Source organism: Rhizobium sp. KNZ14-9A (assembly GCF_056755015.1).
Map to the genome: position 1 here is coordinate 4,096,104 of NZ_JBPGXB010000002.1, position 24,317 is coordinate 4,120,420.

General features: G+C 59.3%; 24 protein-coding genes. 15 read left to right on the forward strand and 9 right to left on the reverse strand.

Annotation, left to right across the window (positions count from 1 at the left end; all coding sequences use genetic code 11):
• The first annotated feature begins 79 nt into the window (after nt 1–79).
• The 3 genes from acnA to ACR9ZQ_RS27050 all read left to right on the forward strand — a co-directional run bounded on the left by acnA (nt 80) and on the right by ACR9ZQ_RS27050 (nt 4,421).
• Nucleotides 80–2,770, forward strand: coding sequence for an aconitate hydratase AcnA (gene acnA, locus ACR9ZQ_RS27040; protein ID WP_310385062.1), 2,691 nt, complete (start codon nt 80–82; stop codon nt 2,768–2,770).
• Nucleotides 2,771–3,006: 236 nt separating this feature from the next.
• Nucleotides 3,007–3,747 (forward strand): DUF1223 domain-containing protein, encoded by a 741-nt coding sequence (locus ACR9ZQ_RS27045; protein ID WP_113319765.1) that lies wholly within the window; start codon nt 3,007–3,009, stop codon nt 3,745–3,747.
• A 272-nt stretch (nt 3,748–4,019) separates the two neighbouring features.
• Nucleotides 4,020–4,421, forward strand: coding sequence for a DUF2794 domain-containing protein (locus ACR9ZQ_RS27050; protein ID WP_113319764.1), 402 nt, complete (start codon nt 4,020–4,022; stop codon nt 4,419–4,421).
• A 6-nt stretch (nt 4,422–4,427) separates the two neighbouring features.
• On the opposite strand, the gene ACR9ZQ_RS27055 is transcribed toward ACR9ZQ_RS27050, so the two are convergent.
• The 4 genes from ACR9ZQ_RS27055 to ACR9ZQ_RS27070 all read right to left on the reverse strand — a co-directional run bounded on the left by ACR9ZQ_RS27055 (nt 4,428) and on the right by ACR9ZQ_RS27070 (nt 9,252).
• Entirely contained in the window at nt 4,428–4,985 is a 558-nt protein-coding gene (locus ACR9ZQ_RS27055) for a GNAT family N-acetyltransferase (protein ID WP_310385061.1), read from the reverse strand.
• Nucleotides 4,986–5,096: 111 nt separating this feature from the next.
• Nucleotides 5,097–5,825 (reverse strand): Bax inhibitor-1/YccA family protein, encoded by a 729-nt coding sequence (locus ACR9ZQ_RS27060; RefSeq protein ID WP_007814543.1) that lies wholly within the window; start codon nt 5,823–5,825, stop codon nt 5,097–5,099.
• A gap of 179 nt (nt 5,826–6,004) precedes the next feature.
• Nucleotides 6,005–8,548, reverse strand: a complete 2,544-nt coding sequence (locus ACR9ZQ_RS27065; protein WP_310385058.1) for an ABC transporter permease — start codon at nt 8,546–8,548, stop codon at nt 6,005–6,007.
• The gene (locus ACR9ZQ_RS27070; RefSeq protein WP_037101799.1) at nt 8,545–9,252 is read right to left on the reverse strand and encodes an ABC transporter ATP-binding protein; all 708 of its coding nucleotides are present in this window, start codon (nt 9,250–9,252) and stop codon (nt 8,545–8,547) included. The genes ACR9ZQ_RS27065 and ACR9ZQ_RS27070 overlap by 4 nt, the downstream gene beginning before the upstream one ends.
• A gap of 72 nt (nt 9,253–9,324) precedes the next feature.
• Between ACR9ZQ_RS27070 and ACR9ZQ_RS27075 the strand changes: the two genes are divergently transcribed.
• Together ACR9ZQ_RS27075 and thpR are read left to right on the forward strand one after the other, a co-directional pair.
• Complete coding sequence (locus ACR9ZQ_RS27075; protein WP_310385055.1) at nt 9,325–9,969, forward strand: arylesterase; 645 nt, start codon at nt 9,325–9,327, stop codon at nt 9,967–9,969.
• Nucleotides 9,970–10,037: 68 nt separating this feature from the next.
• Nucleotides 10,038–10,631, forward strand: coding sequence for an RNA 2',3'-cyclic phosphodiesterase (thpR, locus tag ACR9ZQ_RS27080; RefSeq protein ID WP_007814535.1), 594 nt, complete (start codon nt 10,038–10,040; stop codon nt 10,629–10,631).
• Here thpR and ACR9ZQ_RS27085 read toward each other — a convergent pair.
• Entirely contained in the window at nt 10,538–11,038 is a 501-nt protein-coding gene (locus ACR9ZQ_RS27085) for a low molecular weight protein-tyrosine-phosphatase (RefSeq protein WP_310385052.1), read from the reverse strand. The genes thpR and ACR9ZQ_RS27085 overlap by 94 nt on opposite strands.
• A gap of 35 nt (nt 11,039–11,073) precedes the next feature.
• On the opposite strand from ACR9ZQ_RS27085, the gene ACR9ZQ_RS27090 reads away from it, so the two are divergent.
• Nucleotides 11,074–11,376 carry a 4a-hydroxytetrahydrobiopterin dehydratase gene (locus ACR9ZQ_RS27090; protein WP_113319759.1) on the forward strand — a complete coding sequence of 101 codons (303 nt, stop codon included), beginning with the start codon at nt 11,074–11,076 and terminating at the stop codon, nt 11,374–11,376.
• Between the two features lie 68 nt (nt 11,377–11,444).
• Nucleotides 11,445–11,837: a YkvA family protein gene (locus tag ACR9ZQ_RS27095; protein WP_481429072.1), complete on the forward strand. Its 393-nt coding sequence runs from the start codon at nt 11,445–11,447 to the stop codon at nt 11,835–11,837.
• 100 nt (nt 11,838–11,937) lie between these two features.
• On the opposite strand, the gene ACR9ZQ_RS27100 is transcribed toward ACR9ZQ_RS27095, so the two are convergent.
• Entirely contained in the window at nt 11,938–12,498 is a 561-nt protein-coding gene (locus ACR9ZQ_RS27100) for a sigma-70 family RNA polymerase sigma factor (RefSeq protein WP_310385048.1), read from the reverse strand.
• Between the two features lie 336 nt (nt 12,499–12,834).
• Between ACR9ZQ_RS27100 and ACR9ZQ_RS27105 the strand changes: the two genes are divergently transcribed.
• From ACR9ZQ_RS27105 to ACR9ZQ_RS27125, 5 genes are all read left to right on the forward strand, one after another.
• Nucleotides 12,835–13,344, forward strand: a complete 510-nt coding sequence (locus tag ACR9ZQ_RS27105; protein ID WP_113319756.1) for an invasion associated locus B family protein — start codon at nt 12,835–12,837, stop codon at nt 13,342–13,344.
• A gap of 245 nt (nt 13,345–13,589) precedes the next feature.
• Complete coding sequence (rlmN, locus tag ACR9ZQ_RS27110; RefSeq protein ID WP_310385045.1) at nt 13,590–14,825, forward strand: dual-specificity RNA methyltransferase RlmN; 1,236 nt, start codon at nt 13,590–13,592, stop codon at nt 14,823–14,825.
• Between the two features lie 93 nt (nt 14,826–14,918).
• Nucleotides 14,919–15,872, forward strand: a complete 954-nt coding sequence (locus ACR9ZQ_RS27115) for an ABC transporter substrate-binding protein (RefSeq protein WP_481429073.1) — start codon at nt 14,919–14,921, stop codon at nt 15,870–15,872.
• Nucleotides 15,873–16,095: 223 nt separating this feature from the next.
• Complete coding sequence (locus tag ACR9ZQ_RS27120) at nt 16,096–16,974, forward strand: ABC transporter permease (protein WP_310385041.1); 879 nt, start codon at nt 16,096–16,098, stop codon at nt 16,972–16,974.
• A complete protein-coding gene (locus ACR9ZQ_RS27125) occupies nt 16,971–17,765 on the forward strand; it encodes an ABC transporter ATP-binding protein (protein ID WP_310385039.1) in 795 nt (264 codons plus the stop codon). Before ACR9ZQ_RS27120 ends, ACR9ZQ_RS27125 begins: the two co-directional genes overlap by 4 nt.
• Here the strand turns inward: ACR9ZQ_RS27125 and ACR9ZQ_RS27130 are convergent, their stop codons facing one another.
• Nucleotides 17,766–18,407, reverse strand: a complete 642-nt coding sequence (locus ACR9ZQ_RS27130) for a LysE family translocator (RefSeq protein ID WP_310385037.1) — start codon at nt 18,405–18,407, stop codon at nt 17,766–17,768.
• An 84-nt stretch (nt 18,408–18,491) separates the two neighbouring features.
• Nucleotides 18,492–19,343, reverse strand: a complete 852-nt coding sequence (locus ACR9ZQ_RS27135; protein WP_310385035.1) for an SDR family NAD(P)-dependent oxidoreductase — start codon at nt 19,341–19,343, stop codon at nt 18,492–18,494.
• Between the two features lie 198 nt (nt 19,344–19,541).
• Between ACR9ZQ_RS27135 and ACR9ZQ_RS27140 the strand changes: the two genes are divergently transcribed.
• Entirely contained in the window at nt 19,542–20,765 is a 1,224-nt protein-coding gene (locus ACR9ZQ_RS27140; RefSeq protein ID WP_007814510.1) for an argininosuccinate synthase, read from the forward strand.
• Nucleotides 20,766–20,901: 136 nt separating this feature from the next.
• Nucleotides 20,902–21,543 (forward strand): LysE family translocator, encoded by a 642-nt coding sequence (locus tag ACR9ZQ_RS27145; protein ID WP_310385033.1) that lies wholly within the window; start codon nt 20,902–20,904, stop codon nt 21,541–21,543.
• On the opposite strand, the gene ACR9ZQ_RS27150 is transcribed toward ACR9ZQ_RS27145, so the two are convergent.
• Nucleotides 21,544–21,990, reverse strand: coding sequence for a hypothetical protein (locus ACR9ZQ_RS27150; RefSeq protein WP_310385031.1), 447 nt, complete (start codon nt 21,988–21,990; stop codon nt 21,544–21,546).
• A 205-nt stretch (nt 21,991–22,195) separates the two neighbouring features.
• Here ACR9ZQ_RS27150 and ACR9ZQ_RS27155 point away from each other — a divergent pair, with 205 nt between their 5' ends.
• Nucleotides 22,196–24,283, forward strand: coding sequence for a M3 family metallopeptidase (locus ACR9ZQ_RS27155; RefSeq protein ID WP_310385029.1), 2,088 nt, complete (start codon nt 22,196–22,198; stop codon nt 24,281–24,283).
• Nucleotides 24,284–24,317: the final 34 nt, after the last annotated feature.

Genomic DNA, 24,317 nt, shown 5'->3' on the forward strand with positions numbered 1-24,317 from the left:
GGCCGTACCCGCATCCTGATGTGCATTAAGTGCATAGGCGTTCGCACGACTGTGTTGGCTATCAGAAACGGGGTTTCTCGTGTCTAAATCTCTTGACAGTTTCAATTGTCGGTCCACGCTTTCCGTGAACGGAAAGGACTACGTCTACTACAGCCTGCCGAAGGCTGAGGCAAACGGTCTCGCCGGCGTATCGAAGCTCCCCTATTCGATGAAGGTGCTGCTGGAAAACCTGCTGCGCTTTGAAGACGGTCAGTCGGTCACCAAGGAGCACATCCTTGCCGTCGCCGAATGGTTGAACAACAAGGGCGCTGTCGAGAATGAAATCGCCTATCGTCCGGCCCGCGTGCTGATGCAGGACTTCACCGGCGTTCCCGCCGTCGTCGACCTTGCCGCAATGCGCGACGCAATGGTCTCGCTCGGCGGCGACCCGGAAAAGATCAATCCGCTCGTTCCCGTCGACCTCGTCATCGACCACTCCGTTATCGTCGACGAATTCGGCACGCCGCAGGCTTTCGCCAGGAATGTCGAGCTGGAATATCAGCGCAACGGCGAGCGTTACCGCTTCCTGAAGTGGGGCCAGCAGGCATTCAAGAATTTCCGCGTCGTTCCTCCGGGCACCGGCATCTGTCATCAGGTCAATCTCGAATATCTCGGCCAGACCGTCTGGACGAAGGAAGAGGACGGCGAAACGATCGCCTATCCGGACACCTGCGTCGGCACCGATTCGCATACGACGATGATCAACGGCCTCGGCGTTCTCGGCTGGGGTGTCGGTGGTATCGAAGCTGAAGCCGCCATGCTCGGCCAGCCGGTCTCGATGCTTCTGCCCGAAGTTATCGGCTTCAAGCTGACCGGCAAGTTGAAGGAAGGCGTAACCGCGACCGACCTCGTTCTGACCGTCGTGCAGATGCTGCGCAAGAAGGGCGTCGTTTCCAAGTTCGTCGAATTCTTCGGCCCGGGCATGGACAACATGCCGCTCGCCGATCGCGCGACGATCGGCAACATGGGTCCGGAATATGGCGCGACCTGCGGCTTCTTCCCGGTCGATGGCGAAACCATCAACTACCTCACGATGTCCGGCCGCACGCATGACCGGATCGCGCTCGTCGAAGCCTATTCGAAGGCCCAGGGCATGTGGCGCGACGGCGATGGTTCCGACCTTGTCTTCACCGACACGCTGGAACTCGACCTCGGCGACGTTGTACCCTCGATGGCCGGTCCGAAGCGTCCGGAAGGCCGTATCGCGCTCGAAAACATCGCTACCGGCTTTGCCGGTTCGATGGATGCCGACTACAAGAAGCCCGGTCAGCTGAACAACCGCTATGCGGTCGAAGGCACGGATTTCGATCTCGGCCATGGTGACGTCGCGATTGCCGCCATCACTTCCTGCACCAACACGTCCAACCCGTCGGTGCTGATCGCTGCCGGCCTTCTCGCCCGCAATGCCGTTGCCAAGGGCCTGAAGACCAAGCCGTGGGTCAAGACCTCGCTTGCTCCGGGATCTCAGGTTGTCGGCGAATATCTCGCCAAGTCCGGCCTGCAGGCTGATCTCGACAAGCTCGGCTTCAACCTCGTCGGCTTCGGCTGCACGACCTGCATCGGCAATTCCGGCCCGCTGCCGGCACCGATCTCCAAGACGATCAACGACAAGGGCCTGATCGTTTCCGGCGTGCTCTCCGGCAACCGTAACTTCGAAGGCCGTATCTCGCCGGACGTTCAGGCGAACTACCTCGCTTCGCCGCCGCTCGTCGTCGCCTACGCTCTTGCCGGTACGGTCCAGAAGGACCTCACCAAGGAGCCGATCGGCGAAGATCAGAACGGCAACCCGATTTATCTCAAGGATATCTGGCCGACTTCAAAGGAAGTTCAGGAATTCATCCTGAAGTACGTCACCCGCGAACTTTACGAAACGAAGTACGCCGACGTGTTCAAGGGTGACGAGAACTGGCAGGCCGTTCAGGTTCCCCCGGGCCAGACCTACGCCTGGGACGACGATTCGACCTATGTCCAGAACCCTCCGTACTTTGTCGGCATGGGCAAGAAGGGCACAGGCACCTCCGATATCAAGGGCGCACGCGTCCTCGGCCTCTTCGGCGACAAGATCACCACCGACCACATTTCTCCGGCCGGTTCGATCAAGGCTGCTTCGCCGGCCGGCGCCTACCTGCTTGGCCACGACGTCGCAGTTGCCGACTTCAACCAGTACGGCACGCGCCGCGGCAACCACGAAGTGATGATGCGCGGCACCTTCGCCAATATCCGCATCCGCAACTTCATGCTCGGTGCGAACGGCAAGGAAGGTGGCTACACCATCCACTATCCGTCCAAGGAAGAGACCTCGATCTACGATGCGGCCATGCAGTACAAGGCCGAAGGCGTTCCGCTCGTCATCTTCGCCGGTGTGGAATATGGCAACGGCTCCTCGCGTGACTGGGCTGCGAAGGGCACGAACCTGCTCGGCGTCAAGGCCGTGATCGCCCAGAGCTTCGAGCGTATCCACCGTTCGAACCTGGTCGGCATGGGTGTCATCCCCTTCGTCTTCGAAGAGGGCACGACGTGGCAGAGCCTCAACCTGAAGGGCGATGAACTCGTTACCATCGAGGGCCTCGAAAACATCAAGCCGCGCGAAAAGAAGATCGCCAAGATCACCTACGCCGATGGCACCGTGAAGGACGTTCCGCTGGTGTCGCGCGTCGATACGCTGGACGAGGTCGTCTACCTCAACAATGGCGGCATCCTGCAGACGGTTCTGCGCGATCTCGCAGCCTGATTGTTAAGATACTTGCCTGATAATGACCGCCGGAGAGCAATTTCCGGCGGTTTTTCTTTGCGGAAAACGAGGCTGTTTCACTGCTCACGGTGATGTGTTTCGGCGGCCATCCGCCTGGGGCTCCGTCTCACCCGTTCGTGACTTTCCGTTTGGACCCGGAAGGATTATTCGTACGTTCATATCTCAGAGCCGGCAGTTCAGGACCGCTGCTGACGCTGGAAAAGAGGTGCTGGTGAATGTCCCCGCGTTTTATGATCCCGCTGATCGCCGGGCTTGCTTTTGCAAGTCCGCTCCTAGCCGAAGATGGCGCGCCGAAAGGCGTCGTTGAGCTGTTCACGGCGCAGGGCTGCGCCTCCTGTCCGCCGGCCGATGCCGCATTCCGCAAGCTCGTCAGCCAGGGCAATGTCATCGCCCTCGCCTATCACGTCGATTACTGGAATTATCTCGGCTGGGCCGACACGCTGAGCTCGAAGGAAAATACCGAGCGGCAATACGGCTATGCCCGGATGATGGGCCGCAGCAACGTCTATACGCCGCAGGCGATCGTCAATGGCCGTGACCATCTCGCAGGCGCCGATCTTGCCGGCATCAACGGCAAGATAAATGGCTATGCCAACGAGGGCAAAGGCCTGACCGTGCCCGTCAGTGCTCGCATGAGCGGCGACCAATTAGAGATCAAGCTCGGCGCCGGCCAGGGCAAGGCCAATGTGGTGATCGTCTATTTCGACAAGGAAAAAACGATCGACGTCGAGAAGGGCGAAAACAGCGGCCAGAAGATCTCCTACCTCCACAGCGTGACCGATGTGGAGACCGTCGGCATGTGGGATGGCAAGGCGACGACGCTGACTCTGCCGGCCAGCGTGATGGAAAAACCCGATCTCGAAGGATCAGCGATTCTCTTGCAGTCCGTGACGGACAACGGCGATCCGGGAGCGATCCTCGGCGCAACAGTCGTCATGGCAGGGAAAAACATCTAAGGATTTCATCCGCTTGCGGATGAATGTCAGGCGGCCCGGCCAAGCGTATTCGGGGCTGGGGTTAAGGTCGATACGCTCCGCCGGGCCCTTTGGCGCGCTGGCGCCAAACTGGAGCCTATAGTTCTCTTGGAAATGAGGCGCTGTTTTGACTGAAATGCGGCACACCGGAGAAAGCAGGTTTCGTCCCCAGTGTGACAGTCGGTCCCTTGCAATTTGCCGCGGCTCGGGCAAACTGTCACTCTCCTGTCACACGTGGAGGTCTTGGGAGTCTGATGACAGATACGCCGGATTTGCGACACGGCGAAAGCCGCTCCGTCGACAATAGCTCTTCAACCGTCGTTGATCTCAAGGAATACAGACAAAATAAAGATCCGATGCCAGTGACATTTCACCGGCGGGAGCTCGACCAGATTCTGTGGATCTACGGTCGAATGGTGGGCGAAGGCGAGTGGAAAGACTATGCCATCGACCACACGGGGGAGAAGGCGGTGTTCTCCGTCTTCAAGCGTTCGGGCGAAATGCCGCTCTTCCGCATCGAGAAGAATCCGAAGCTTGCTGCCAAGCAGGGCGCCTTTTCGGTCGTGAACACCAACGGCATGATCCTGAAGCGCGGCCACGAGCTTGGGCCAGTCCTGAAGGTTTTCGACAAATCGCTGAAGCTCGTCGACAAGTAAGCGATATCACCCCTTGAACAGCGTGCCCGGATAGGCCTCAGGATCGGGATGGGTTTCCGTTCCTTCGCCCAGTCTGCGCTGCATCAGCATCGTATCCAGCCAGCGGCCGTGCTTGTAACCGGCACCCTTCATCAGACCGATCTCTTCAAAACCCAGTGAACGGTGAAGCGAGATAGAAGCCGGGCTTGCACCGCCGATGACGGCGGTCATCTGGCGGAAGCCAGAGACGGTGCAGCGCGAAATCAACTCTCCAAGGAGTAGTTTGCCAATACCCTTGCCGCGCGCCGCCGTGCCCAGATAAATCGAATCCTCGACCAGCCAGCGATAGGCAGGACGGGTGCGGAATGCCGAGGCATAGGCATAGCCGAGCAGGCTTCCGTCCTCGGCTGTCGCGGCGATGTAGGGATAGCCCTGCTCGCGAATGGCGGAGTAGCGAGCCGTCATTTCCGCTTCGGTTGGCGGCACGATTTCATAACTCGAGATGCCGTTCAGCACGGACTCGCGGTAGATTTCAGTAATGGCAGGAAGATCGGAAGGAAGGGTGTCGCGTAGGAGAGGGAGCATTTCGGATCGATCGGCACTGTTGAACGAAGGCTCACGTTGAAGCACTCCAGCGAACTGCCCGCAACAAAAAAGGCGGCCGAAGCCGCCTTTTCGTTTTTCAGTCCGGCCTGCTTACTTACGGTTGCCCATGAACTGTAGCAGGAACATGAAGAGGTTGATGAAGTCGAGGTAGAGCGTCAGCGCGCCCATGATGGCCTTGCGGCCGGCGACGTCATAACCATCTGCTTCGAAATACATTTCCTTGATGCGCTGCGTGTCGTAGGCGGTGAGGCCTGCAAAGATCAGCACGCCGATCGCGGAGATCGCGAACTGCACGGCGGACGAAGCCAGGAAGATGTTGACGATCGAAGCGATGATCAGGCCGAAGAGGCCCATGATCAGGAACGAACCCATTGCCGACAGGTTGCGCTTGGTCGTGTAGCCGTAAAGCGACAGCGCACCGAAGGAGGCGGCCGTCACGAAGAAGGTCTGTACGATGCTCTGGCCCGTATAGATTATGAAGATTGACGAGAGCGACAATCCAACCAGTGCGGAATAGACCCAGAAAGTGGTCTGCGCTGCAGCCACGCTCATCTGGTTAATACGGAAGCTCAGGAAGAACACGGCAGCAAGCGGTGCAAGGATCACAACCCACCGAAGCGGGCTTGCATAAATCGCCTGACCGAATGCAGTTAGCTCGCCATTGGCGAAAGCGAACTGGAATGACAGATAGGCGGCCACACCAGTGATCGCCAGACCCAGCGCCATCAGGTTGTAGACCTTGAGCATATAAGCGCGGAGGCCTTGATCAATCACTTCGCCGGCTTGTGCGCGGCTTTGATAGTTACGGAGATCAGCCATAGTTTCCTCTTACAAGCTCCGATGGAAATACGGTGTCGGGTTTACGACCCGGGCGCCGCTGCGGAGCTTCCAGCATGCCTGCTGACAATATGAGGCTTTCGTCCAATTCAAACAAGGCCTTTGCAATCTGCCGTTCGGTTAAATCGCCGTAAGGTGAAGGGATTTGGGGCCTTCACCCATTACAGCTCGCGCAAAACTGGTGCTGCCTTCTGTCCGAGGATGCGCCAGGTGCCGATCAAGCCGATACCGACGGTCAATACTAGGGCTGTGACAAGGGTGAGACCTGCGACATCCGGCATGAAGCTGGAGGGCAGGCGCATGATGCGGCTGACGATGAACCAGGCAGCCACACTGCCGGCAAAAAGCGCGAAAATGGCGGTGGCAACACCGAGGATGAGATATTCATAGCTGAAGGCGCGGATCAGCATGGTTCTCGTCGCACCAAGTGTCTTCAGCACCACCGCATCATGCGTGCGCGCCCGATTTCCGGCGGCAAGTGCGCCTGCCAGCACGAGAACGGAGGCGATCAGTGCAACGGAAGCTGCGGCGCGGATCGCAGTCGCAAGCTCGCCGACCAGCTGATTGACGATATCGATCGCGTCCTTGACGCGCACGCTCGTGATCGTCGGATAGGCGTTGGTCACCGATTTCAGGATCGCGGCGTCTTCAGTCTCGGTCGATGCGGGATCCGTCAGTGTCGCCAGCCATGCATGCGGAGCGCCACGAAAGGTGTTCGGCGAGAACACCATGACGAAATTGATCGACAGCGATTCCCATTCGACCCGCCGCAGATTGGCAATTTTGGCAGTGATGTTGCGGCCGAGAACGTTGACGGTGACGGTATCGCCGATCTTGAGGCCCAGTTCATGCGCCTCCTCGCTCGAGAAGGAGACGAGCGGCTCGCCGCTATAGTCCTTGCCCCACCACTGGCCTTCGGTAAGGACGGAATTCTCCGGTGGGCTTTCCTCGTAGGTAATGCCGCGGTCGCCATTCAGCACCCAGCGGCCCGCTGCCGGCACATTCATCTTGGTCACATCCTGGCCATTGAAGGCGATGATGCGGCCGCGGAGCATCGGCACTTCCACCAGCTTGCCATTCGGTGACTGGGTGTGGATCAGGTTGCGGAAGGCATCGACCTCGGCGCTCTGGATATCGACGAAGAAGAAGTTCGGCGCACCCTCGTTCATGCGGCCGGTTAGCTGCTGGCGCAGGTTGCCGTCGATTAGTGTGAGGGTGACCAGCAACGCAAGGCCGAGACCGAGCGAGAGGACGACGGAGGGTGTCAGTGCTCCGGGGCGATGAATATTGCCGATCGCCAGCCGCAGCGCCGGCGAGTTGACGCGCGGGCTTCTGCGCGCCAGCCAGGCGATCAAGGCTGCGACGAGGCGCAGGATGACGAAGGCGAAGATGATGGCGCCGACGAAGATCACGGCGATGAAGCGGTCATAGGCGGTAAAGATGGCAAGGCCTGCGAGCGCAGCCATGAAGAGCGCGGCGAGTAACACATAGGGCCAGGAGGGCAGGTGGCGTGCCTCAAAACCCTGCTCGCGGAAGAGTGCGGTTGCCGGCACTTCGCGCGCATGGCCGAGCGGCAGGATGGCAAAGGCAAGCATCGTCAGCATGCCGAAGAGGGCCGCAAGCACTAGAGCGCCGGGATAGAGGGTTGGATCGGTAGAGACCGGCAGGAACTGGGCGAGGAACTGTGCAGCCAGCATCGGGGACAAGGCGCCGAGCACAAGACCGATCAGGATGCCGACTGCCGCGATGATGGCGATCTGGAAGAGATAGATCCAGACCACGACGGCTGCCGGGGCGCCCAGGCATTTGAAGGTCGCGATCGTCGTACGTTTGGCATCAAGGAAGGCGCGCACGGCATTGGCGACGCCGACGCCGCCGACGATCAGAGCGGTCAGGCCGACCAGCGTGAGGAATTGCGAGAATCGGGTTATGTTTTCCGTCAGCGATGGGGCGGCGCGATCGCTGGTGCGGACGGACCAACCGGCCGAAGGGAATTCGGTGGTGGCGCGGGCTTGGATACCGCTCATCGTGCTGCGGTCTTCCAGCTTGATCTTGTAGGCATGTTCCACAAGGCTGCCGGTCTGGATCAGGCCGGATGCCTGAAGTGCGTTTCGGCTGACGAGCATGCGGGGGGCGAAGCCGAAGCCTTCCGAGAGCGCATCCGGCTCGGTCTTGACCGTGCCCGTGATGCTGAGCTTGACGTTGCCGAGCAGAAGTTCGTCGCCGATCTGCAATCCCAGTCGCTCCAGCAGCAGTGGAGCTACGACAGCGCCATAGGTGCCGCCTTCGCCTGATAGCAGGGAGGCGAGCGGGTAGTTCGGCTCCGCTTCAAAGGTGCCGTAGAGCGGATAGGCATCGTCGACGGCCTTGACCTCGACCAGCGCTTGATCGGATCCATCCGGCTTGCGAGCCATGGAGCGCAGGCCGGTGGAAACGGAGACTTCGCCAAGGCCACGCAGGAAATTCATTTCCTCTGGCGTTGCCTCGCGGTTGTTAAGCTCGAAGCGGACGTCACCGGCCAAGAGTTCCTGCCCCTGCGAGGCGATCGTATCGGTGATCGACTGTGAGACAGAGTTGACGGCAGCGATCGCGGCGGTGCCGAGCGCGATACAGGCGAGGAAGATGTAGAAACCCCTCAAGCCGCCGCGCAGCTCGCGAAGGGCCAGACGGAAGGCGAGCGAGATGCGCGGAGTGACGATCGTCATGCAATCGCCGCCTCGGACTGACGGACGGCGCTATCGCCCTCGATGCGCCCGGAGCGGACGCGGATCTGGCGCGAGCAGCGATTGGCAAGGCCGATATCGTGGGTCACCAGCAGCAGGGTCATGCCGCGCTCGGCCTGTTTGGAAAATAGGAGGTCGGCGATTTGCCGGCCGGTATCGGTGTCGAGATTGCCGGTCGGCTCGTCAGCTATCAACAGGGCAGGCGAGGGGGCGAGCGCACGGGCGATCGCCACACGCTGCTGCTCGCCACCCGAGAGCTGGCCGGGATAATGGCTCAGGCGTTCACCAAGACCGACGGAATTCAGCTCGCGTTCGGCGATCTCGAAGGGGTTGGGAACATTGGCGAGCTCAAGCGGCACTGCGACATTTTCCAGCGCCGTCATGTTGGCGATCAGATGGAAGGACTGGAAGACGATGCCGATGTTGCGGCCGCGGAAATCGGCGACCTGATCCTCACTCAGCGCATGCAGGGGCGTGTCATTGATGTTGATCTCGCCGCTGTCGAGCTTTTCCAGGCCTGCAAGCACCATCAACAGCGTGGACTTGCCGGAGCCCGAAGGGCCGACGATGCCGACGGATTCGCCCGCGCTGATCTCCAGGTCAATGCCTTTCAGCACATGGACCGAGGCAGCGGCATTACCGAGCGTCAAATCGGCGTGTTTCAGATCGATGATGGTTTTGGCCAACAGAAATCGCCCTATATAGTTCCGTAACCGAATGGCCGCATAACGGCACCTAGCCAATCTAGGGAAAGCATTATGAGATTTAAAGTTGCCGCCCTTCACTTCGCTGTCATCGTCTTCTCGCTGATTTTCTCGACAGTTGCCGAAGCGCGCACGATCAATCTGGTCGGGTTTGGCGACAGCCTGATGGCGGGTTACCAGTTGCCGCCAGGCGACGGCTTTCCCGAGAAGCTGCAGGCTGCACTGAAGGCCGGAGGGATCGACGTTTCGATCACCAATGCCGGCGTCTCGGGCGACACCACCACGGGCGGGCTTGCGCGAATCGACTGGTCCATTCCTGACGGAACCGACGGGGTGATTCTCGAACTCGGCGCCAATGATGCGCTTCGCGGCATCCCGCCGGAGCAGAGCGAAAAGAATCTCGACCAGATGATAAGCCGGTTAAAAGAGCGCGGCATTGCTGTATTCCTTGCCGGCATGATGGCGCCGCCGAACATGGGTGCGGACTATGCCGAACGCTTCAACCCGATCTACCAGAAACTTGCGGAAAAACATGGGGTTGAGCTTTATCCATTTTTTCTCGACGGTGTGGTCCTGCATGCCGGTCTGAAGCTCGACGATGGCATGCATCCCAATGCCAAGGGCGTGGATGTGATGGTGGATAAGATGGAGCCGGCTGTCACAAAATTCATCGAGACGATTTCTTCTGTGAAGAAATAGGGGCTTGCACAGGTTTGTAATGCGTGATTCCGTGTGAGCACCTGCAAAAGATTCGGGGAGTGCTCGTTATGCCGAGACTTTTTACCGCCCTCGAAATTCCGCGCAATGCGGCGATGAGCCTGTCATTGTTGCGCGGTGGTCTTCCCGGAGCACGATGGATCGATGTGGAGAATTACCACATCACACTTCGCTTCATCGGCGATGTCGATGGACGCACGGCAGACGAAATCGTCGAGCGTCTCGATCGCATCGACCGGCCGGAATTCCAGCTCCGGCTTGAAGGCATTGGCTCCTTCGGCTCCAAGAAACCGCATTCGATCTGGGCGGGAGTTTCTCCTTCGCCTGAAATGTACGCCTTGCAGGGCGAGATCGAGCGGATCTGCCAGCGCATCGGCCTGCCGCCGGACCCGCGCAAGTTCACGCCGCATGTCACGCTTGCCCGCCTCAAATATTCGCGCGTCGACGATGTCGTCCATTACCTCGCCGGCCGCGGCAACTTCCAGACCTCGACCTTCACCGTGCCGCGCTTCGTGCTTCTGTCGTCGCGCGAATCGGTCGGCGGCGGACCTTACCTGACTGAAGAGGTCTTCCCGCTCCACGAGCCAAGGCTGGTGCCGAGCCTCTCTACCAGCGTGCTGCAGCCGCTGAAGAGCCTGGCGTAAACGAACTCGAAGTCTTCCCGGTCGCCATAATAGGGATCGGGAATATCTTCCCCGGTGCCGAGCGCGAAATCGCCGAAGAGATGGATGTTGTCTGCGTACGATGAGCGCCGGCTCAGTTCCGCGACATTCGAGCGGTCCATGGCGAGGATCAGATCGAAATCGTCAAAATCCTCAGGTAATATCTTCCGGGCGCGCTGCCCGGTGATGTCGATGCCATGCGCGCTTGCGGTGATGATCGAGCGTCGGTCGGGAAGTTCTCCCTGATGCCAGCCGCCGAGACCGGCGGAACCGATGCGGAAAGCATCGCCAAGGCCCGCCTCACCCGCGACATGGCAAAATATCCCCTCGGCAAGCGGAGAGCGGCAGATATTGCCCATGCAAACAAAGAGGATGCTGATACGTTTCATCTGAGGATCCGACGGAAGGATGAAAGGAACATGGCATGAAAATGGAAAAGCTGGAAAGGCCGGCAATCAACCAGTTGCTTGGCGAACTCACGGGTTGGACGCTCGATGATGTGGCAGGTTCGATTTCGAAGACATTCAAATTCGCGAATTTCGTGGAAGCTTTCGGTTTCATGACGGAATCGGCGCTTGCGGCCGAAAAACTCAACCATCATCCGGAATGGTTCAACGTCTATTCCCGCGTCGAGGTGAAGCTCAACACGCATGATGCTGGCGGGTTGACGGAGCTGGATTTCAAGCTCGCAAAGGCCATGGAGAAGGCGGCGGCGCGGCGGGCTTGATTGAATCGGCCGATTGAAACGGCTTGCGCCGTCACCATATTTTCGGAGCGACCACAGGGGATATCGGGATGGACGACGTCAAATACGGGGAAATTCTGTTACCGGGCGACGAGGATACGCAGAACCGTCGTGAAAAGACGGTGCGGCAGAAATTCTGGCCGACCTTTCGCCGCGCCGTGCGGCAGATTCCATTCTCCCGCGATGTGGCTGCCGGTTTTTATTGCGCGCTCGATCCGCAGACGCCCACCAGAGTGCGCGGCGTTCTTCTGGCAGCCCTTGCCTATTTCGTCATGCCGGTCGATATCATCCCCGATATCTTCGCCGTTATCGGCTTTTCGGACGATGTCGCCGTCCTGTCGGCTGCCTTTGCCATGGTGAGGGGCAATATCCGGCCTAGCCACTACGAGGCGGCCGATCGCGTTCTGGCAGACCGTTCCGAAGAGGGCATGAAGACGATCTAAAGCGCGTCCCTATCTTTCAGATCCGCTCGCCGCGCTTTAGGTCTTTGTTTTTACGCATGTCGTTATCGCAAAACCGCTGCACACTTTTGCGCGACATGCTTTAGACCTCTTCCCGCTCCAGCAGGTTTCTGAGCTTGCCGAAGGCGAGCCTGATGCGTGATTTCACCGTGCCGAGCGGCAGGCCGGTCGCATCTGCGATTTCGGTATGCGACTGGCCAAGGAAGAAGGCAGCCTGCAGCAGCGCCCGCTGCTCCTCGGGCAACTGACTGACGGCATCGCGCACCTGGGCATCGCGGTCGTCATTGGCGACGATTTCGTCGGCGCGCAATTCCGCCGGCGGCTGCAGCGTCGGATCCTCGCCATCGAGAACACGAACCTGAGCGCGGCGCTGCAGATCGATGCGCCGGTTGCGGGCGATGCAAAAAAGCCAGGTGGAAAGCGAGGATCGGGCCGGGTCATAGAGCGCGGCCTTATGCCAGAGAACGATCATGATTTCCTGCACCAGTTCCTCGGCCTCGCCTGGTGTCATTTTCTGGCGCATCAGCCATGATTTCAGGCGCGGTGCGAAATAGTCGAAGAGTATGGAGAATGCGGACTCGTCGCGCTCATCGGCAACGGCCTTTGCGAGGGCAGCGAAACGCTGTCTTTCCTCGGCATCCATCCCTCTCACGAACTCCCTGCAGTCAAGATTTCGGTCTGAATTTCCTTATCTTAACGACCTACAACGGATTTTAGAAAGGTCAAACTCTTGCCTGAATCTTTGTGTCTTAAATTCACCCGAACCGATGGGCTGGGCCATCAAGACAGAGCGCAATCCCACGGGCCGCTGTCGGTTCGCAAGTTAACAGTCGGGCGAAAATGAAACAGGCAGATACAATTCGCAGCCATTGTTGACCATTTGGTAACCTGAATTAAGTCAAAATAAAGCAGATCGTGATTATGCGCCGCCCGCAATGATCGCTTCGGGCCTTGAACCGCAAGAACCGGCAGGAATTCCATGTTCGTAAAAAGTATCGTATCCGCTTTCGCCCTCACAGTTGTTATGACCGGAGTGGCGGCAGCGCAGCAGGCGGCTCCGACCCGCATCCAGCAGTTCCAGGCATGGGGCGCTTATTCCTATAAATCGGGCGCTTCCACCGTCTGCTACGTGCTTTCGGTGCCCACCGCCAAGCAGCCGGCGAGTGTCGATCACGGCGACAATTTCTTCATCGTGTCGCAGCGCCCGGGCCAGAACATCTCCTACGAGCCGCAGGCGATGATGGGCTATTCGCTGCAGGAAAACTCCAAGGTCAACGTGGTCATCGACAACAAGACTTTCGTGATGTTTACCAAGGACAAGGCCGCCTGGGTCGAGAACGCCGCTCAGGAGCCGGCGCTCGTCGCAGCCATGAAGACGGGTCATTCCATGACTGTCAACGCGGTTTCGCGCAAGGGCACCGGCACCTCCTACAGCTATTCGCTGTCGGGCATTTCGGCTGCACTGAAGCAGATCGAAAGCTGCAAGTAAGCTGATTGATGAAGGCAATGTTTCGAAGGCCGGCCTTGTGCCGGCCTTCGTCGTTTCCATCTATAGTGACGTTTCCATCTATAGTGACGTGGGGCAAAAATGATGCTAAAGCGGCGCGCAACTGCGGAAGGATGGCGATCTTATCGCCGCTCCGCCCATTCATTTCTGCAATCATGCGTCAACGGCCCCGTAAGTCTTCCGGCTTTCCGGGATGGTTGCCATGTTGAGTTCGGGATTAGAAGATTATGTCCGTTATGGATGCGATGACCGTTGCCAAGCCCGCTGCGCGGGCGCCTCTCGACACGGAGCTTTCGCCAAAGCCCTCGCTGATCGGTCTGACGCGCGAGGAAATGGGTGCGGTGCTGCGCGAAACGGGCGTGCCGGACAAGCAGATCAAGATGCGCGTTTCGCAGCTCTGGAACTGGATCTATGTGCGCGGCGTCTCCGACTTCGACCACATGACGAATGTCGCCAAGGACATGCGCGAGATGCTGAAGCAGCATTTCACCATTGCCCGGCCTGAAATCGTCGAAGAACAGATTTCCAACGACGGTACGCGCAAGTGGCTGCTACGCTTTCCGCCGCGCGGCGCCGGCCGTCCGGTCGAGATCGAGGCTGTCTACATTCCCGAGGAAGGGCGCGGCACGCTCTGCATTTCCAGCCAGGTCGGCTGCACACTGACCTGTTCCTTCTGTCATACCGGCACGCAGCGGCTGGTGCGCAACCTGACGGCCGAGGAAATCCTCTCCCAGCTTCTGTTGGCCAGAGACCGGCTGGGCGACTTCCCGGACCGCGACGTGCCGGTCGGCGCCGTCGTGCCCGCCGAGGGCCGCAAGGTCAGCAACATCGTGATGATGGGCATGGGCGAGCCGCTCTATAATTTCGACGCCGTGAAGCAGGCCTTGCTGATTGCTACGGATGGTGATGGCCTATCGTTGTCCAAGCGCCGCGTAACGCTTTCTACCTCCGGCGTCGTGCCTGAGATCTTCCGAACCGGCGATGAAATCGGCGTCATGCTGGCGATCTCGCTGCATGCGGTGCGCGACGACCTGCGCGATATCCTCGTGCCGATCAACAAGAAGTATCCGCTGAAGGAACTGATCGACGCCTGCCGGAGCTATCCGGGGCTTTCGAATGCACGGCGCATCACGTTTGAATATGTGATGCTGAAGGACGTCAATGACAGCCTGGAAGACGCCAAGGGGCTCATCCAGCTTCTGAAGGGCGTGCCGGCAAAGATCAATCTCATCCCTTTCAATCCCTGGCCGGGCACGAACTACCAGTGTTCCGAATGGTCGCAGATCGAGAAGTTTGCCGATTTCATCAATTCGGCCGGCTACGCTTCGCCGATCCGCACGCCGCGTGGCCGCGACATTCTCGCCGCCTGCGGCCAGCTCAAGTCAGAATCCGAGCGCATGCGCAAAACCGAGCGCCTTGCCTTCGAAGCGATGATGATCGCCAACCACGGCGCCGACGACTGATCAGCAAGTTTGATCCTCATTACAATTCTCCGCGATTGATTAAAGGGGGCGCTTTTCCTAAAAGTGCCCTCAAAATCATCCTGGAGGACACCCATGCGTTCAATTCTACTGGCTTTTGCCGCAACTTTGGCCGTGACGCTGCCGGCGAAGGCCGATGATGTCACGGTTGCCGTAACTGCGATCGTCGAACATCCGGCGCTCGATGCGGCCCGCAACGGCGTGCGCGATGCGCTGGCCGCTGCCGGCTACAAGGAAGGCGAGAACCTCAAGTTCGTCTTCGAATCCGCGCAGGGTAATCCGGCAACGGCAGCCCAGATCGCTCGCCAGTTCGCGGGTGACGAACCCAATGTCATCGTGCCGATCTCCACGCCGTCGGCCCAGGCCGTCGTTTCCTCAACGCGTGATATCCCCGTCGTCTTTACCGCCGTGTCCGATCCGCTCGGCGCGCAGCTTGTCAAAAACATGGACAAGCCAGGTGGCAACGTGACCGGTCTTTCCGACATGTCGCCGGTCGGCGAGCATATCGCGCTCATCAAGGAAATCCTGCCGAACGTGAAGACGATCGGCTACCTCTACAATTCCGGCGAGGCGAACTCCGTCTCGCTGCTCGCCGCGCTGAAGGCCGAAGCCGACAAGGCCGGCATCACCATTGTTGAATCGGCTGCAACGAAGTCCGCCGAAGTGCAGGGCGCAGCGCGTGCGCTCGTCGGTCGCGCCGACGCCATCTACATCCCGACCGATAACACGATCATCTCGGCGCTCGAAGGTGCGGTTGCCGTTGCGGAAGAAAGCAAGCTGCCGCTCTTTACCGCTGATACGGATTCCGTTTCGCGTGGCTCGATCGCAGCGCTTGGCTTCAACTACTATGATGTCGGCAAGCAGACGGGAGAGATCGTCGTGCGGGTGCTGAAGGGTGAAAACCCGGGCGACATCGCGGTGAAGACCGCAGCTGGCAGCGACCTCGTCATCAACAAGGCTGCCGCAGCCAAGATGGGCGTGACTTTGCCGGAAAGCGTCGTTTCACGCGCCGACAAGGTCATTGAATAAACGACCGTCGTTCCAAGGTCTTAGTGACAATCAGCCGCTCCCGTCTGCACGGGGCGGCTGTTGCATTACAGCGCCGCGCGCCAGATGGCGCGCAAAGGACGCTGTAACAGTGCAAAAACTGCGCATAATCCTTTCCTTAAATCGGTTCCGATTTAAGGGGTTATGCGCTAAAAGGCTCCGGTTTCGCGACGGGCGGAACGGAAACAAAAAGGGGCTGAAAGCCTTGAGCCAAATCGCATTCTGGGGGGCCGTCGAGCTCGGCCTGGTCTATTCTTTCGTCGCTCTCGGCGTCTATCTAGCTTTCCGAGTCCTCGATTTTCCGGACCTGACGGTGGACGGCTCGTTTCCGCTCGGTGCAGCCGTGACAGCCGTATTGATCATCGCCGGCGTCAATGCGTGGGTTGCGGCGTTGATCGCGATGGGAGCGGGGGCTGCTGCCGGCATGGTGACGGCACTCCTCAATGTGCGCTTCAAGATCCTCAACCTTCTCGCCTCGATCCTGACGATGATTGCGCTTTTTTCCGTCAATCTGCGGGTGATGGGAAAGCCGAATGTCGCGCTCATCAATGCCGATACGATGATCAGCCCCTTCTTCGGCCATGGGCTCAGGGATTTTTACGTGCGGCCGCTCTTCGTTGGCGTTCTGGTTGTCATTGCTGTCATCGTCGTCTGGCGCTTCCTTGAAAGCGATGCCGGGCTTGCGATGCGTGCGACAGGCGCCAATGCCCGCATGGCCCGCGCCCAGGGCGTCGATACCAGCCGGCAGATCTATCTGGGCATGGCGATTTCCAATGCGCTGGTGGCGCTTGGCGGCGCGCTCTTTGCGCAGACCAACGGTTTTGCGGATGTCACTTCTGGTGTCGGCACCATCGTCGTCGGCCTAGCTGCCGTCATCATCGGTGAGACGCTGCTCGGTCGGCGCGGACTGCTGATTGCACTTGTCGGATGCGTGTTCGGCTCGATCATCTACCGCATCGCCATCCAGCTTGCGCTGTCGAGCGATGTCATCGGCCTGCAGGCCTCCGACCTCAATTTCGTGACCGCGGTTCTCGTGACGGTCGCGCTTATTCTTCCCCGCCTTCGCGGAGGTGCCGCATCGTGATCAGTGTCAAGGATATCAAGGTTGTTTTCGGGCGTGGCACGCCGCTGCAGAAACAGGCGCTGAACGGTGTCAGCCTCACTATTGAGGAGGGCTCTTTCGTGACCGTCATCGGCTCCAACGGCGCCGGCAAATCGACATTGCTCGGCGTGCTTGCTGGCGATGTTATTCCGAGCGAAGGCTCGGTTCTGATCGGCAAGACCGATGTGACGCGCAAGTCCACATCGGCACGCGCCGGTCTGGTGGCACGTGTCTTCCAGGATCCGCTGACGGGAAGCTGCGGTGCGCTGTCAATCGAGGAAAACCTGGCTCTGGCCGCCCGCCGCGGCGAAAAACGCGGGCTTGCATCGGCGCTTGGCGGCAACAGGCGCGACTATTTCCGGGAGCGGATTGCCGAGCTGAACCTCGGGCTGGAAAACCGACTGAAGGACCGAATGGATCTTCTCTCGGGCGGCCAGAGGCAGGCCGTGTCGCTCGTCATGGCGACGCTTGCCGGCTCCGAAGTGCTGCTGCTCGATGAACATACGGCAGCGCTCGATCCGGGCATGGCGGAGTTCGTGATGAACCTCACGCAGAAGATCGTCTCGGAGCGCAAGCTGACGACGATGATGGTGACACATTCCATGCGGCAGGCGCTGGATTACGGCCACCGCACGATCATGCTGCATGGCGGCGAGATCGTTCTCGACGTGGCCGGCGACAACAGGAAGAACCTGCAGGTTGAAGACCTGATCGCCATGTTCCGCAAGATGCGTGGCCAAACGCTCGATGACGATGCCTTGCTGATAGGCTGATCAGCGTGCCTGTGTAAGCAGGATCTTGGCGGCAAAGACCGAGAAGACGCCGGCGAAGGTATAGTCCATGCCGCGCAGCACCTTCCTGTTGTTCTGCAGCCAGCTCGACAGCCAGTCGGCCGCCATGACGACGGCCGCGTTGACCGGCATGCCGATCACGATAAAGCAGAAGCCGAGGAAGAGCAGCTTGTGCGTGACGGCGGGATCGTTGGCGCTGACGAACTGCGGCAGGAAGGTCATGAAGAAGATGATGACCTTCGGGTTCAGTAGGTTAACCCAGAAACCCGAGGAAATGTTCGACAGGATCGTGCCCTTCGGGCCGTCGACCTTGGCAACCGTCAGCTTCGAGCCAAAACGGATCGCCTGCACGGCCAGCCAGAAAAGATAGGCCGCACCGCCGGTCTTCAGGATCAGAAAGGCGGTCGGGGAAGCGGTAATCAGCGCCGAAATACCGAAGGCAACCAGCATCGTGTGCACGACGATGCCGAGGCTCGTGCCGAGCACCACGAAAAGCGCTGCCTTCTTGCCCTGCGCAAGCGCACGGCTGATCGACAGAGTCATGTCGGGGCCTGGTGTCGCCGCAAGCAACAGTGTGGCGGCGGCAAAGGCGAGAAGCGTCGGAAAGCTCGGCAGGAAATCCATGGTCTACTCTGAAAGCCGGAAAGTTCTGACGATCTCTTACCCGGCTTTCTGAAAATTACCAATCAAACCTTCTGATGGTGCCGATTACTTCTGCTCAAGGAAAGCCTTGAACTTATCGGCGTAGTCCTTGTGCCAGCGCGATAGCGGCGGGCGGTTCTCGATAATATCGCCCATCGCCCAGGCCATGCGCCGCTCGTCCACAGGACGCGCGACATCGTTATCAGGGCAGAGGATGTAGAAATCACCGCGTTCAAGGCTTTCGACCATGAAATCAACAGTCTGTTCCGGCGTCCAGGCGCCAGCAGGCTTTTCCCTGCGGTCGCCTTTGGTGAGGCCGGTGAAGACGAAGCCGGGGATCAGCAAGTGCGCGGAAATGCCTGCACCTTCGGTGTTGCGCAGCTCGTGCTCGAGCGCCTCGGTGAAGACCTTCACGCCGGCCTTGGAGATATTGTAGGCGGGGTTGCCGGGCGGCGTGGTGATGCCCTGTTTGGAGCCGGTGTTGATGATGAGGCCCGGCTCGTTATGGGCGACCATGCCGGGGCCGAAGGTTCTGACGCCGTTGATGACGCCGAGAAGGTTGACGGCGAGGATATTGTCCCAATTGGACTGGGCGCTGAAGATCGAGGTTTCCGGGCCGATGCCGGCATTGTTCATCAGCACATGCACGCGGCCAAAGCGCTGGATGACGGCGCGTTCGAGGGCCTCGATCTGCTCCTTCTGAGAGACATCGGTCTCGACGGCCATCACATGTTCCTGGCCGGTAATTGCCTCGAGTTCGGCGCGGGCATCCGCCAGCCTGTCGCCGCCAAGGTCGGCGATCACGACGCTCATACCGACCTTTGCAAAGTATTTCGCGGCGGCAAGGCCGATGCCGGAAGCACCGCCGGTGATGACGGCAACATTGGATTTCTTGAAAATGGCTTGAATATTCGTCACGGGACGGGCCTCTCCTCAGAGCATTGTTCGGACGATGCCGAATATGGGCTCCGGTTCCGTGCTGTCAAACCTTATCACGCCCTATCGGACCGGTTGCTATCCTCCTTGCCCTTGCGTCACGCGCTAATCTCGCTAAAAGTGCCGCGATACCGGGCTTTGCGGGTGTGCCGCGGCCTCTATGCAACGGACCTCATCATCATGGCATCATACAAAGACGTGAAGAAAGTCGTGCTCGCCTATTCGGGCGGTCTCGATACCTCGATCATCCTGAAGTGGCTGCAGACCGAACTCGGCGCCGAAGTCGTTACCTTCACGGCCGATCTCGGCCAGGGCGAAGAGCTGGAGCCGGCGCGCAAGAAGGCTGAGATGCTCGGTATCAAGGAGATCTATATCGAGGACGTGCGCGAGGAATTCGTGCGTGATTTCGTCTTCCCAATGTTCCGTGCCAATGCCGTCTATGAAGGTGTCTACCTGCTCGGCACTTCGATTGCCCGTCCGCTGATTTCCAAGCACCTCATCGATATCGCCCGGAAGACTGGCGCAGATGCGATCGCACACGGTGCGACAGGCAAAGGCAACGACCAGGTCCGTTTCGAGCTTTCGGCCTATGCGCTGAACCCCGATATCAAGATCATCGCACCATGGCGCGACTGGTCCTTCAAGAGCCGTACCGACCTGCTCGAATTCGCCGAGAAGCACCAGATCCCGGTCGCAAAGGACAAGAAGGGCGAAGCGCCTTTCTCCGTCGACGCCAACCTGCTGCACTCCTCTTCCGAGGGCAAGGTTCTGGAAGATCCGGCACAGGAAGCCCCCGAATATGTGCATATGCGCACCATCTCGCCGGAAGCGGCCCCCGACAAGGCGACCACCATCAAGGTCGGTTTCCGCAAGGGCGACGCCGTTTCGATCAATGGTGTCGAGATGTCTCCGGCTACGCTGCTCGCGACCCTCAACAATTACGGCCGTGACAACGGCATCGGTCGCCTCGATCTCGTCGAGAACCGCTATGTCGGCATGAAGTCGCGCGGTGTTTACGAGACCCCCGGCGGCACGATCCTGCTTGCGGCCCATCGTGCCATCGAGTCGATCACGCTCGACCGGGGTGCTGCTCATCTCAAGGACGAGCTGATGCCGCGTTATGCCGAGCTCATCTATTACGGTTTCTGGTTCTCGCCGGAACGCGAGATGCTGCAGGCCCTCATCGACAAGAGCCAGGAGCATGTCGAAGGCGAAGTGACGCTGAAGCTCTACAAGGGCAATGTCATGGTCATCGGCCGCGAGAGCGAAAAGTCGCTCTATTCCGACAAGCTCGTTACCTTCGAAGACGACCAGGGCGCTTACGATCAGAAGGATGCTGCCGGCTTCATCAAGCTTAACGCGCTGCGTCTTCGCACGCTCGGCAAACGTAACCTCAAGAAGTAAGTCACGCCAGACCGATCCTGAAAGGCCCGCCGGCTCCGCTGCGCGGGCCTTTTTTTGTCGCACCGATTGCAGGTTGTAATGTCTTGACGCGGCAGGGCTATCGCATAAGCTGAGTTGTCATTACCGGAGCATTTCCATGCCGCTTTCCCTGCTTCTCGGCGCCTTTCTGGCGGCGCTTTTTTATGTACTCATTCCCGGCCCGGCCTTCCTGCAGCTTCTCGGCATTGGCGCCGGGCAGGGGCGCAAGGCTGGTGCCTTCTTCATGATGGGTCATCTCGTTGGCGACATCATCTGGTCGGGACTGGCGCTGATTGCGATCGTCGGGGCCAAGACGATCGGCACCTTCGTGTTCGACCTGCTCGGACTTGCCTGCGGTTTCTATCTCGCCTGGATCGGCTGGAGTGCCGTCAATGCCAAGCCGAAGGCCGAGGGGCAGGCGCTGATGGTGGTGGAGCGGCCATTCCGCCGAGGACTGATTTTCGGCGTCACCAATCCGAAGGGCTATCCAGTGGCGCTTGCCACCTTCACGGCACTGGTCGCGGGCTCGGCAAGCGCGCTCGATTTCGAGGCTCTGCCCATGCTGCTCAGCGTTTCCTTCGTCGGTTTCGTCACGGCTGACATCATCCTGATCGGCATCATCGGCGCCGGCGTCGTGCGTCGCTTCTACCGCGCGCATGAGCGGCTGATCGTCCGCTGCTCTGGTGTGCTCTTCATGGGCTTTGCCGTACAGGCGCTGTGGCACGCCACACCCGGCCTGCTTGGCTGGCGAAAGGCCTGATCAGGCCTCGTTGACGAGGAAGCCGACGACCGAATTCAGCGTCTGAACCTCATTCGGATCGCCGATCGACATGGCGATCTGAAGCTGGTTGCGATAATAGTCGAGGAAGTTGAAGCTCGTGCCGTCTGTGACGTTGGACAGGTCGATGACATTGCCGAGCGGATCGATCGCGTGCATCGGCAGCGGTTCGGATATTGCGGCAAACGTATTCTGATCGATCAGGCCGTTATCGTAGCCCTGGCGCGCATAGCTGCGCAATTCACCCGGGCTGACGGCTGTAAAATCGAGCGCCTGCCTGTTGTCAGAGTCTTCGATCTGGAATGAGCCTTGGGCGAGAGTGGGCTTCGGCTCAATTGTAATATCAGCGGTCTTCGAACTTTTTGCGTTATTATTGGGATTATTTTTGAATAGCAAACTCTGAGAAGACCGCACGGAAAAGATTTCCATGCGCATGTCCTCTTACATGAAGATTAAAGAGAAACTAGCGTCTTGGCCTGATTCGCGTCAATCGTTAACGATTGGTTAATTTTTATGTATCAATTCTTGCCCCTAAGATTTAGCCGGGCGGGCAAAAGTCCAAGTCAGCCACATATCAATCCCATGATAGCCTCCCTATATTACCGATCCACTTGCCGGCATAAAGGACTTTCATATGTCTTCTCCCAGTCAATTCAATCAGGCACTTGTCAACTGGAATGGCCTTCATGGCCTGCCGCGTTTCGATGCGGTCGCCGATGGCGATTTCGCTGCGGCCTTTGAGTCCGCTCTCGCCTCGCACGAAAGAGAGATCGACGCGATCGCCAGTAACAAGGAAGAACCGAGTTTCGACAATACGGTCGTCGCGCTCGAAATCGCCGGAGATGAGCTGTCGCGCGTTTCCGCGCTTTTCTGGAATCGGGCAGGTGCCCATACCAACGACGTCATCCAGGCGCTGGAGCGGGATATTTCGCCGAAGATGTCGCGGCATTATTCGAAGATCGGTATGAATGCGGATCTCTTCAGGCGCATTGATACACTCTGGGAAAAGCGCGAAAGCCTTGGTCTGACGCTGGAACAGACACGTGTGCTGGAGCGGCACTGGAAAGGCTTCGTGAAATCGGGCGCCAAACTGCCGAAGGCCGAGCAGGAGAAACTTGCCACGATCAACGAAAAGCTCGCGGGCCTCAGCACCGGCTTCGGGCAGAATGTGCTCGCCGACGAGAAGAGCTGGTCGCTGATCCTCTCCAGCGGAGACGAACTTGCCGGCATTCCTGATTTTCTGCGCGACGCGATGGCGGCGGCTGCCCGTGAGCGCGGTGAGGGCAGCAAATATGCCGTGACCCTGTCGCGCTCGATCATCGAGCCCTTCCTGACTTTCTCGGAGCGCCGGGATCTGCGCGAGCAGGCCTTCAAGGCCTGGGTGGCGCGCGGGGAGAATGTCGGTGCGACCGACAATCGCGGCATTATCAGAGAGACGCTGGCCCTGCGTGACGAAGTGGCGAAGCTTCTCGGCTACGGCAACTTCGCCGAATTGAAGCTCGATAACACGATGGCGAAGACACCCGAGGTTGTGAACGATCTGTTGCGCGCCGTCTGGGCGAGAGCGGTGAAACGAGCCCATGAGGAAGAAGCCGATATCGCCGGGCTGATCGCTACTGAGGGCAAGAACCACGAGGTCATGCCTTGGGACTGGCGCCATTATGCGGAGAAGATCCGCGCGCAGCGGTTCAATTTCTCGGAAGCGGAATTGAAGCCCTATCTGCAGCTCGAAAAGATCATCGATGCCTGCTTTGACGTTGCCGGCCGGCTGTTCGGCATTCGCGCGGTGGAGAAGAAGGGTATTGCTGCCTATCATCCCGACGTGCGCGTCTTCGAGATCCGCGATCGGGACGACAAGCTGGTCGCGCTCTTCCTCGGCGATTATTTCGCTCGCAGCTCGAAACGCTCAGGCGCCTGGATGAGCTCCTTCCAGTCGCAGCACAAGCTGGTGCTGAAGAATGGCCATCACGGCGAGTTGCCGATCATCTACAATGTCTGCAACTTCGCAAAACCGGCCGAAGGCAAGCCCGCCCTGCTTTCGCTCGACGATGCGCGCACGCTGTTTCACGAGTTCGGTCATGCGCTGCATGGCATGCTCTCCAACGTCACCTATCCCTCGGTCGCCGGTACAGGCGTCTCGCGTGATTTTGTGGAATTGCCCTCGCAGCTCTACGAACACTGGCTGACGGTTCCCGCCATCCTCAAGGAATATGCCGTGCATTTCGAGACCGGGCAGCCGATGCCGCAAGCATTGCTCGACAAGGTTCTGGCAGCCCGCACCTTCAATTCCGGCTTCAACACGGTGGAGTTCACCTCCTCGGCATTGGTCGACATGGCCTTCCATACCCGCGACAAGGTGGAAGACCCGATGGCGGTGCAGGCGGAAGTGCTTGCTGAAATCGGCATGCCGAAATCGATCGTCATGCGCCACGCCACGCCGCACTTCCAGCATATCTTCTCCGGCGGCTATTCGGCCGGTTATTACTCCTACATGTGGTCGGAAGTGCTGGATGCCGATGCCTTCGCCGCCTTCGAGGAGACGGGCGATGCCTTCAATGGCGAAATGGCCAGGAAGCTTCGGGACAATATCTACTCCACGGGCGGCTCCGTCGATCCGGAAGATGCCTACAAGGCGTTCCGCGGCAAGCTGCCGAGCCCGGACGCGATGCTGGTCAAGAAGGGGCTTGCGACCTTCGAGGAATTGACAGGCAGCGACGCTTAAGACAGTTTGATGACATGGAGCAGAGCGGCATGGT

What these genes read in the sequence shown, in the direction of transcription:
- ACR9ZQ_RS27045 (WP_113319765.1), top strand. Translation starts at nt 3,007, where the DNA reads ATGTCCCCGCGTTTTATGATCCCGCTGATCGCCGGGCTTGCTTTTGCA.
- ACR9ZQ_RS27050 (WP_113319764.1), top strand. Translation starts at nt 4,020, where the DNA reads ATGACAGATACGCCGGATTTGCGACACGGCGAAAGCCGCTCCGTCGAC.
- ACR9ZQ_RS27055 (WP_310385061.1), bottom strand. Translation starts at nt 4,985, where the DNA reads ATGCTCCCTCTCCTACGCGACACCCTTCCTTCCGATCTTCCTGCCATT.
- ACR9ZQ_RS27060 (WP_007814543.1), bottom strand. Translation starts at nt 5,825, where the DNA reads ATGGCTGATCTCCGTAACTATCAAAGCCGCGCACAAGCCGGCGAAGTG.
- ACR9ZQ_RS27065 (WP_310385058.1), bottom strand. Translation starts at nt 8,548, where the DNA reads ATGACGATCGTCACTCCGCGCATCTCGCTCGCCTTCCGTCTGGCCCTT.
- ACR9ZQ_RS27075 (WP_310385055.1), top strand. Translation starts at nt 9,325, where the DNA reads ATGAGATTTAAAGTTGCCGCCCTTCACTTCGCTGTCATCGTCTTCTCG.
- thpR (WP_007814535.1), top strand. Translation starts at nt 10,038, where the DNA reads ATGCCGAGACTTTTTACCGCCCTCGAAATTCCGCGCAATGCGGCGATG.
- ACR9ZQ_RS27085 (WP_310385052.1), bottom strand. Translation starts at nt 11,038, where the DNA reads ATGAAACGTATCAGCATCCTCTTTGTTTGCATGGGCAATATCTGCCGC.
- ACR9ZQ_RS27090 (WP_113319759.1), top strand. Translation starts at nt 11,074, where the DNA reads ATGAAAATGGAAAAGCTGGAAAGGCCGGCAATCAACCAGTTGCTTGGC.
- ACR9ZQ_RS27095 (WP_481429072.1), top strand. Translation starts at nt 11,445, where the DNA reads ATGGACGACGTCAAATACGGGGAAATTCTGTTACCGGGCGACGAGGAT.
- ACR9ZQ_RS27100 (WP_310385048.1), bottom strand. Translation starts at nt 12,498, where the DNA reads ATGGATGCCGAGGAAAGACAGCGTTTCGCTGCCCTCGCAAAGGCCGTT.
- ACR9ZQ_RS27105 (WP_113319756.1), top strand. Translation starts at nt 12,835, where the DNA reads ATGTTCGTAAAAAGTATCGTATCCGCTTTCGCCCTCACAGTTGTTATG.
- rlmN (WP_310385045.1), top strand. Translation starts at nt 13,590, where the DNA reads ATGTCCGTTATGGATGCGATGACCGTTGCCAAGCCCGCTGCGCGGGCG.
- ACR9ZQ_RS27115 (WP_481429073.1), top strand. Translation starts at nt 14,919, where the DNA reads ATGCGTTCAATTCTACTGGCTTTTGCCGCAACTTTGGCCGTGACGCTG.
- ACR9ZQ_RS27130 (WP_310385037.1), bottom strand. Translation starts at nt 18,407, where the DNA reads ATGGATTTCCTGCCGAGCTTTCCGACGCTTCTCGCCTTTGCCGCCGCC.
- ACR9ZQ_RS27140 (WP_007814510.1), top strand. Translation starts at nt 19,542, where the DNA reads ATGGCATCATACAAAGACGTGAAGAAAGTCGTGCTCGCCTATTCGGGC.
- ACR9ZQ_RS27145 (WP_310385033.1), top strand. Translation starts at nt 20,902, where the DNA reads ATGCCGCTTTCCCTGCTTCTCGGCGCCTTTCTGGCGGCGCTTTTTTAT.
- ACR9ZQ_RS27150 (WP_310385031.1), bottom strand. Translation starts at nt 21,990, where the DNA reads ATGGAAATCTTTTCCGTGCGGTCTTCTCAGAGTTTGCTATTCAAAAAT.
- ACR9ZQ_RS27155 (WP_310385029.1), top strand. Translation starts at nt 22,196, where the DNA reads ATGTCTTCTCCCAGTCAATTCAATCAGGCACTTGTCAACTGGAATGGC.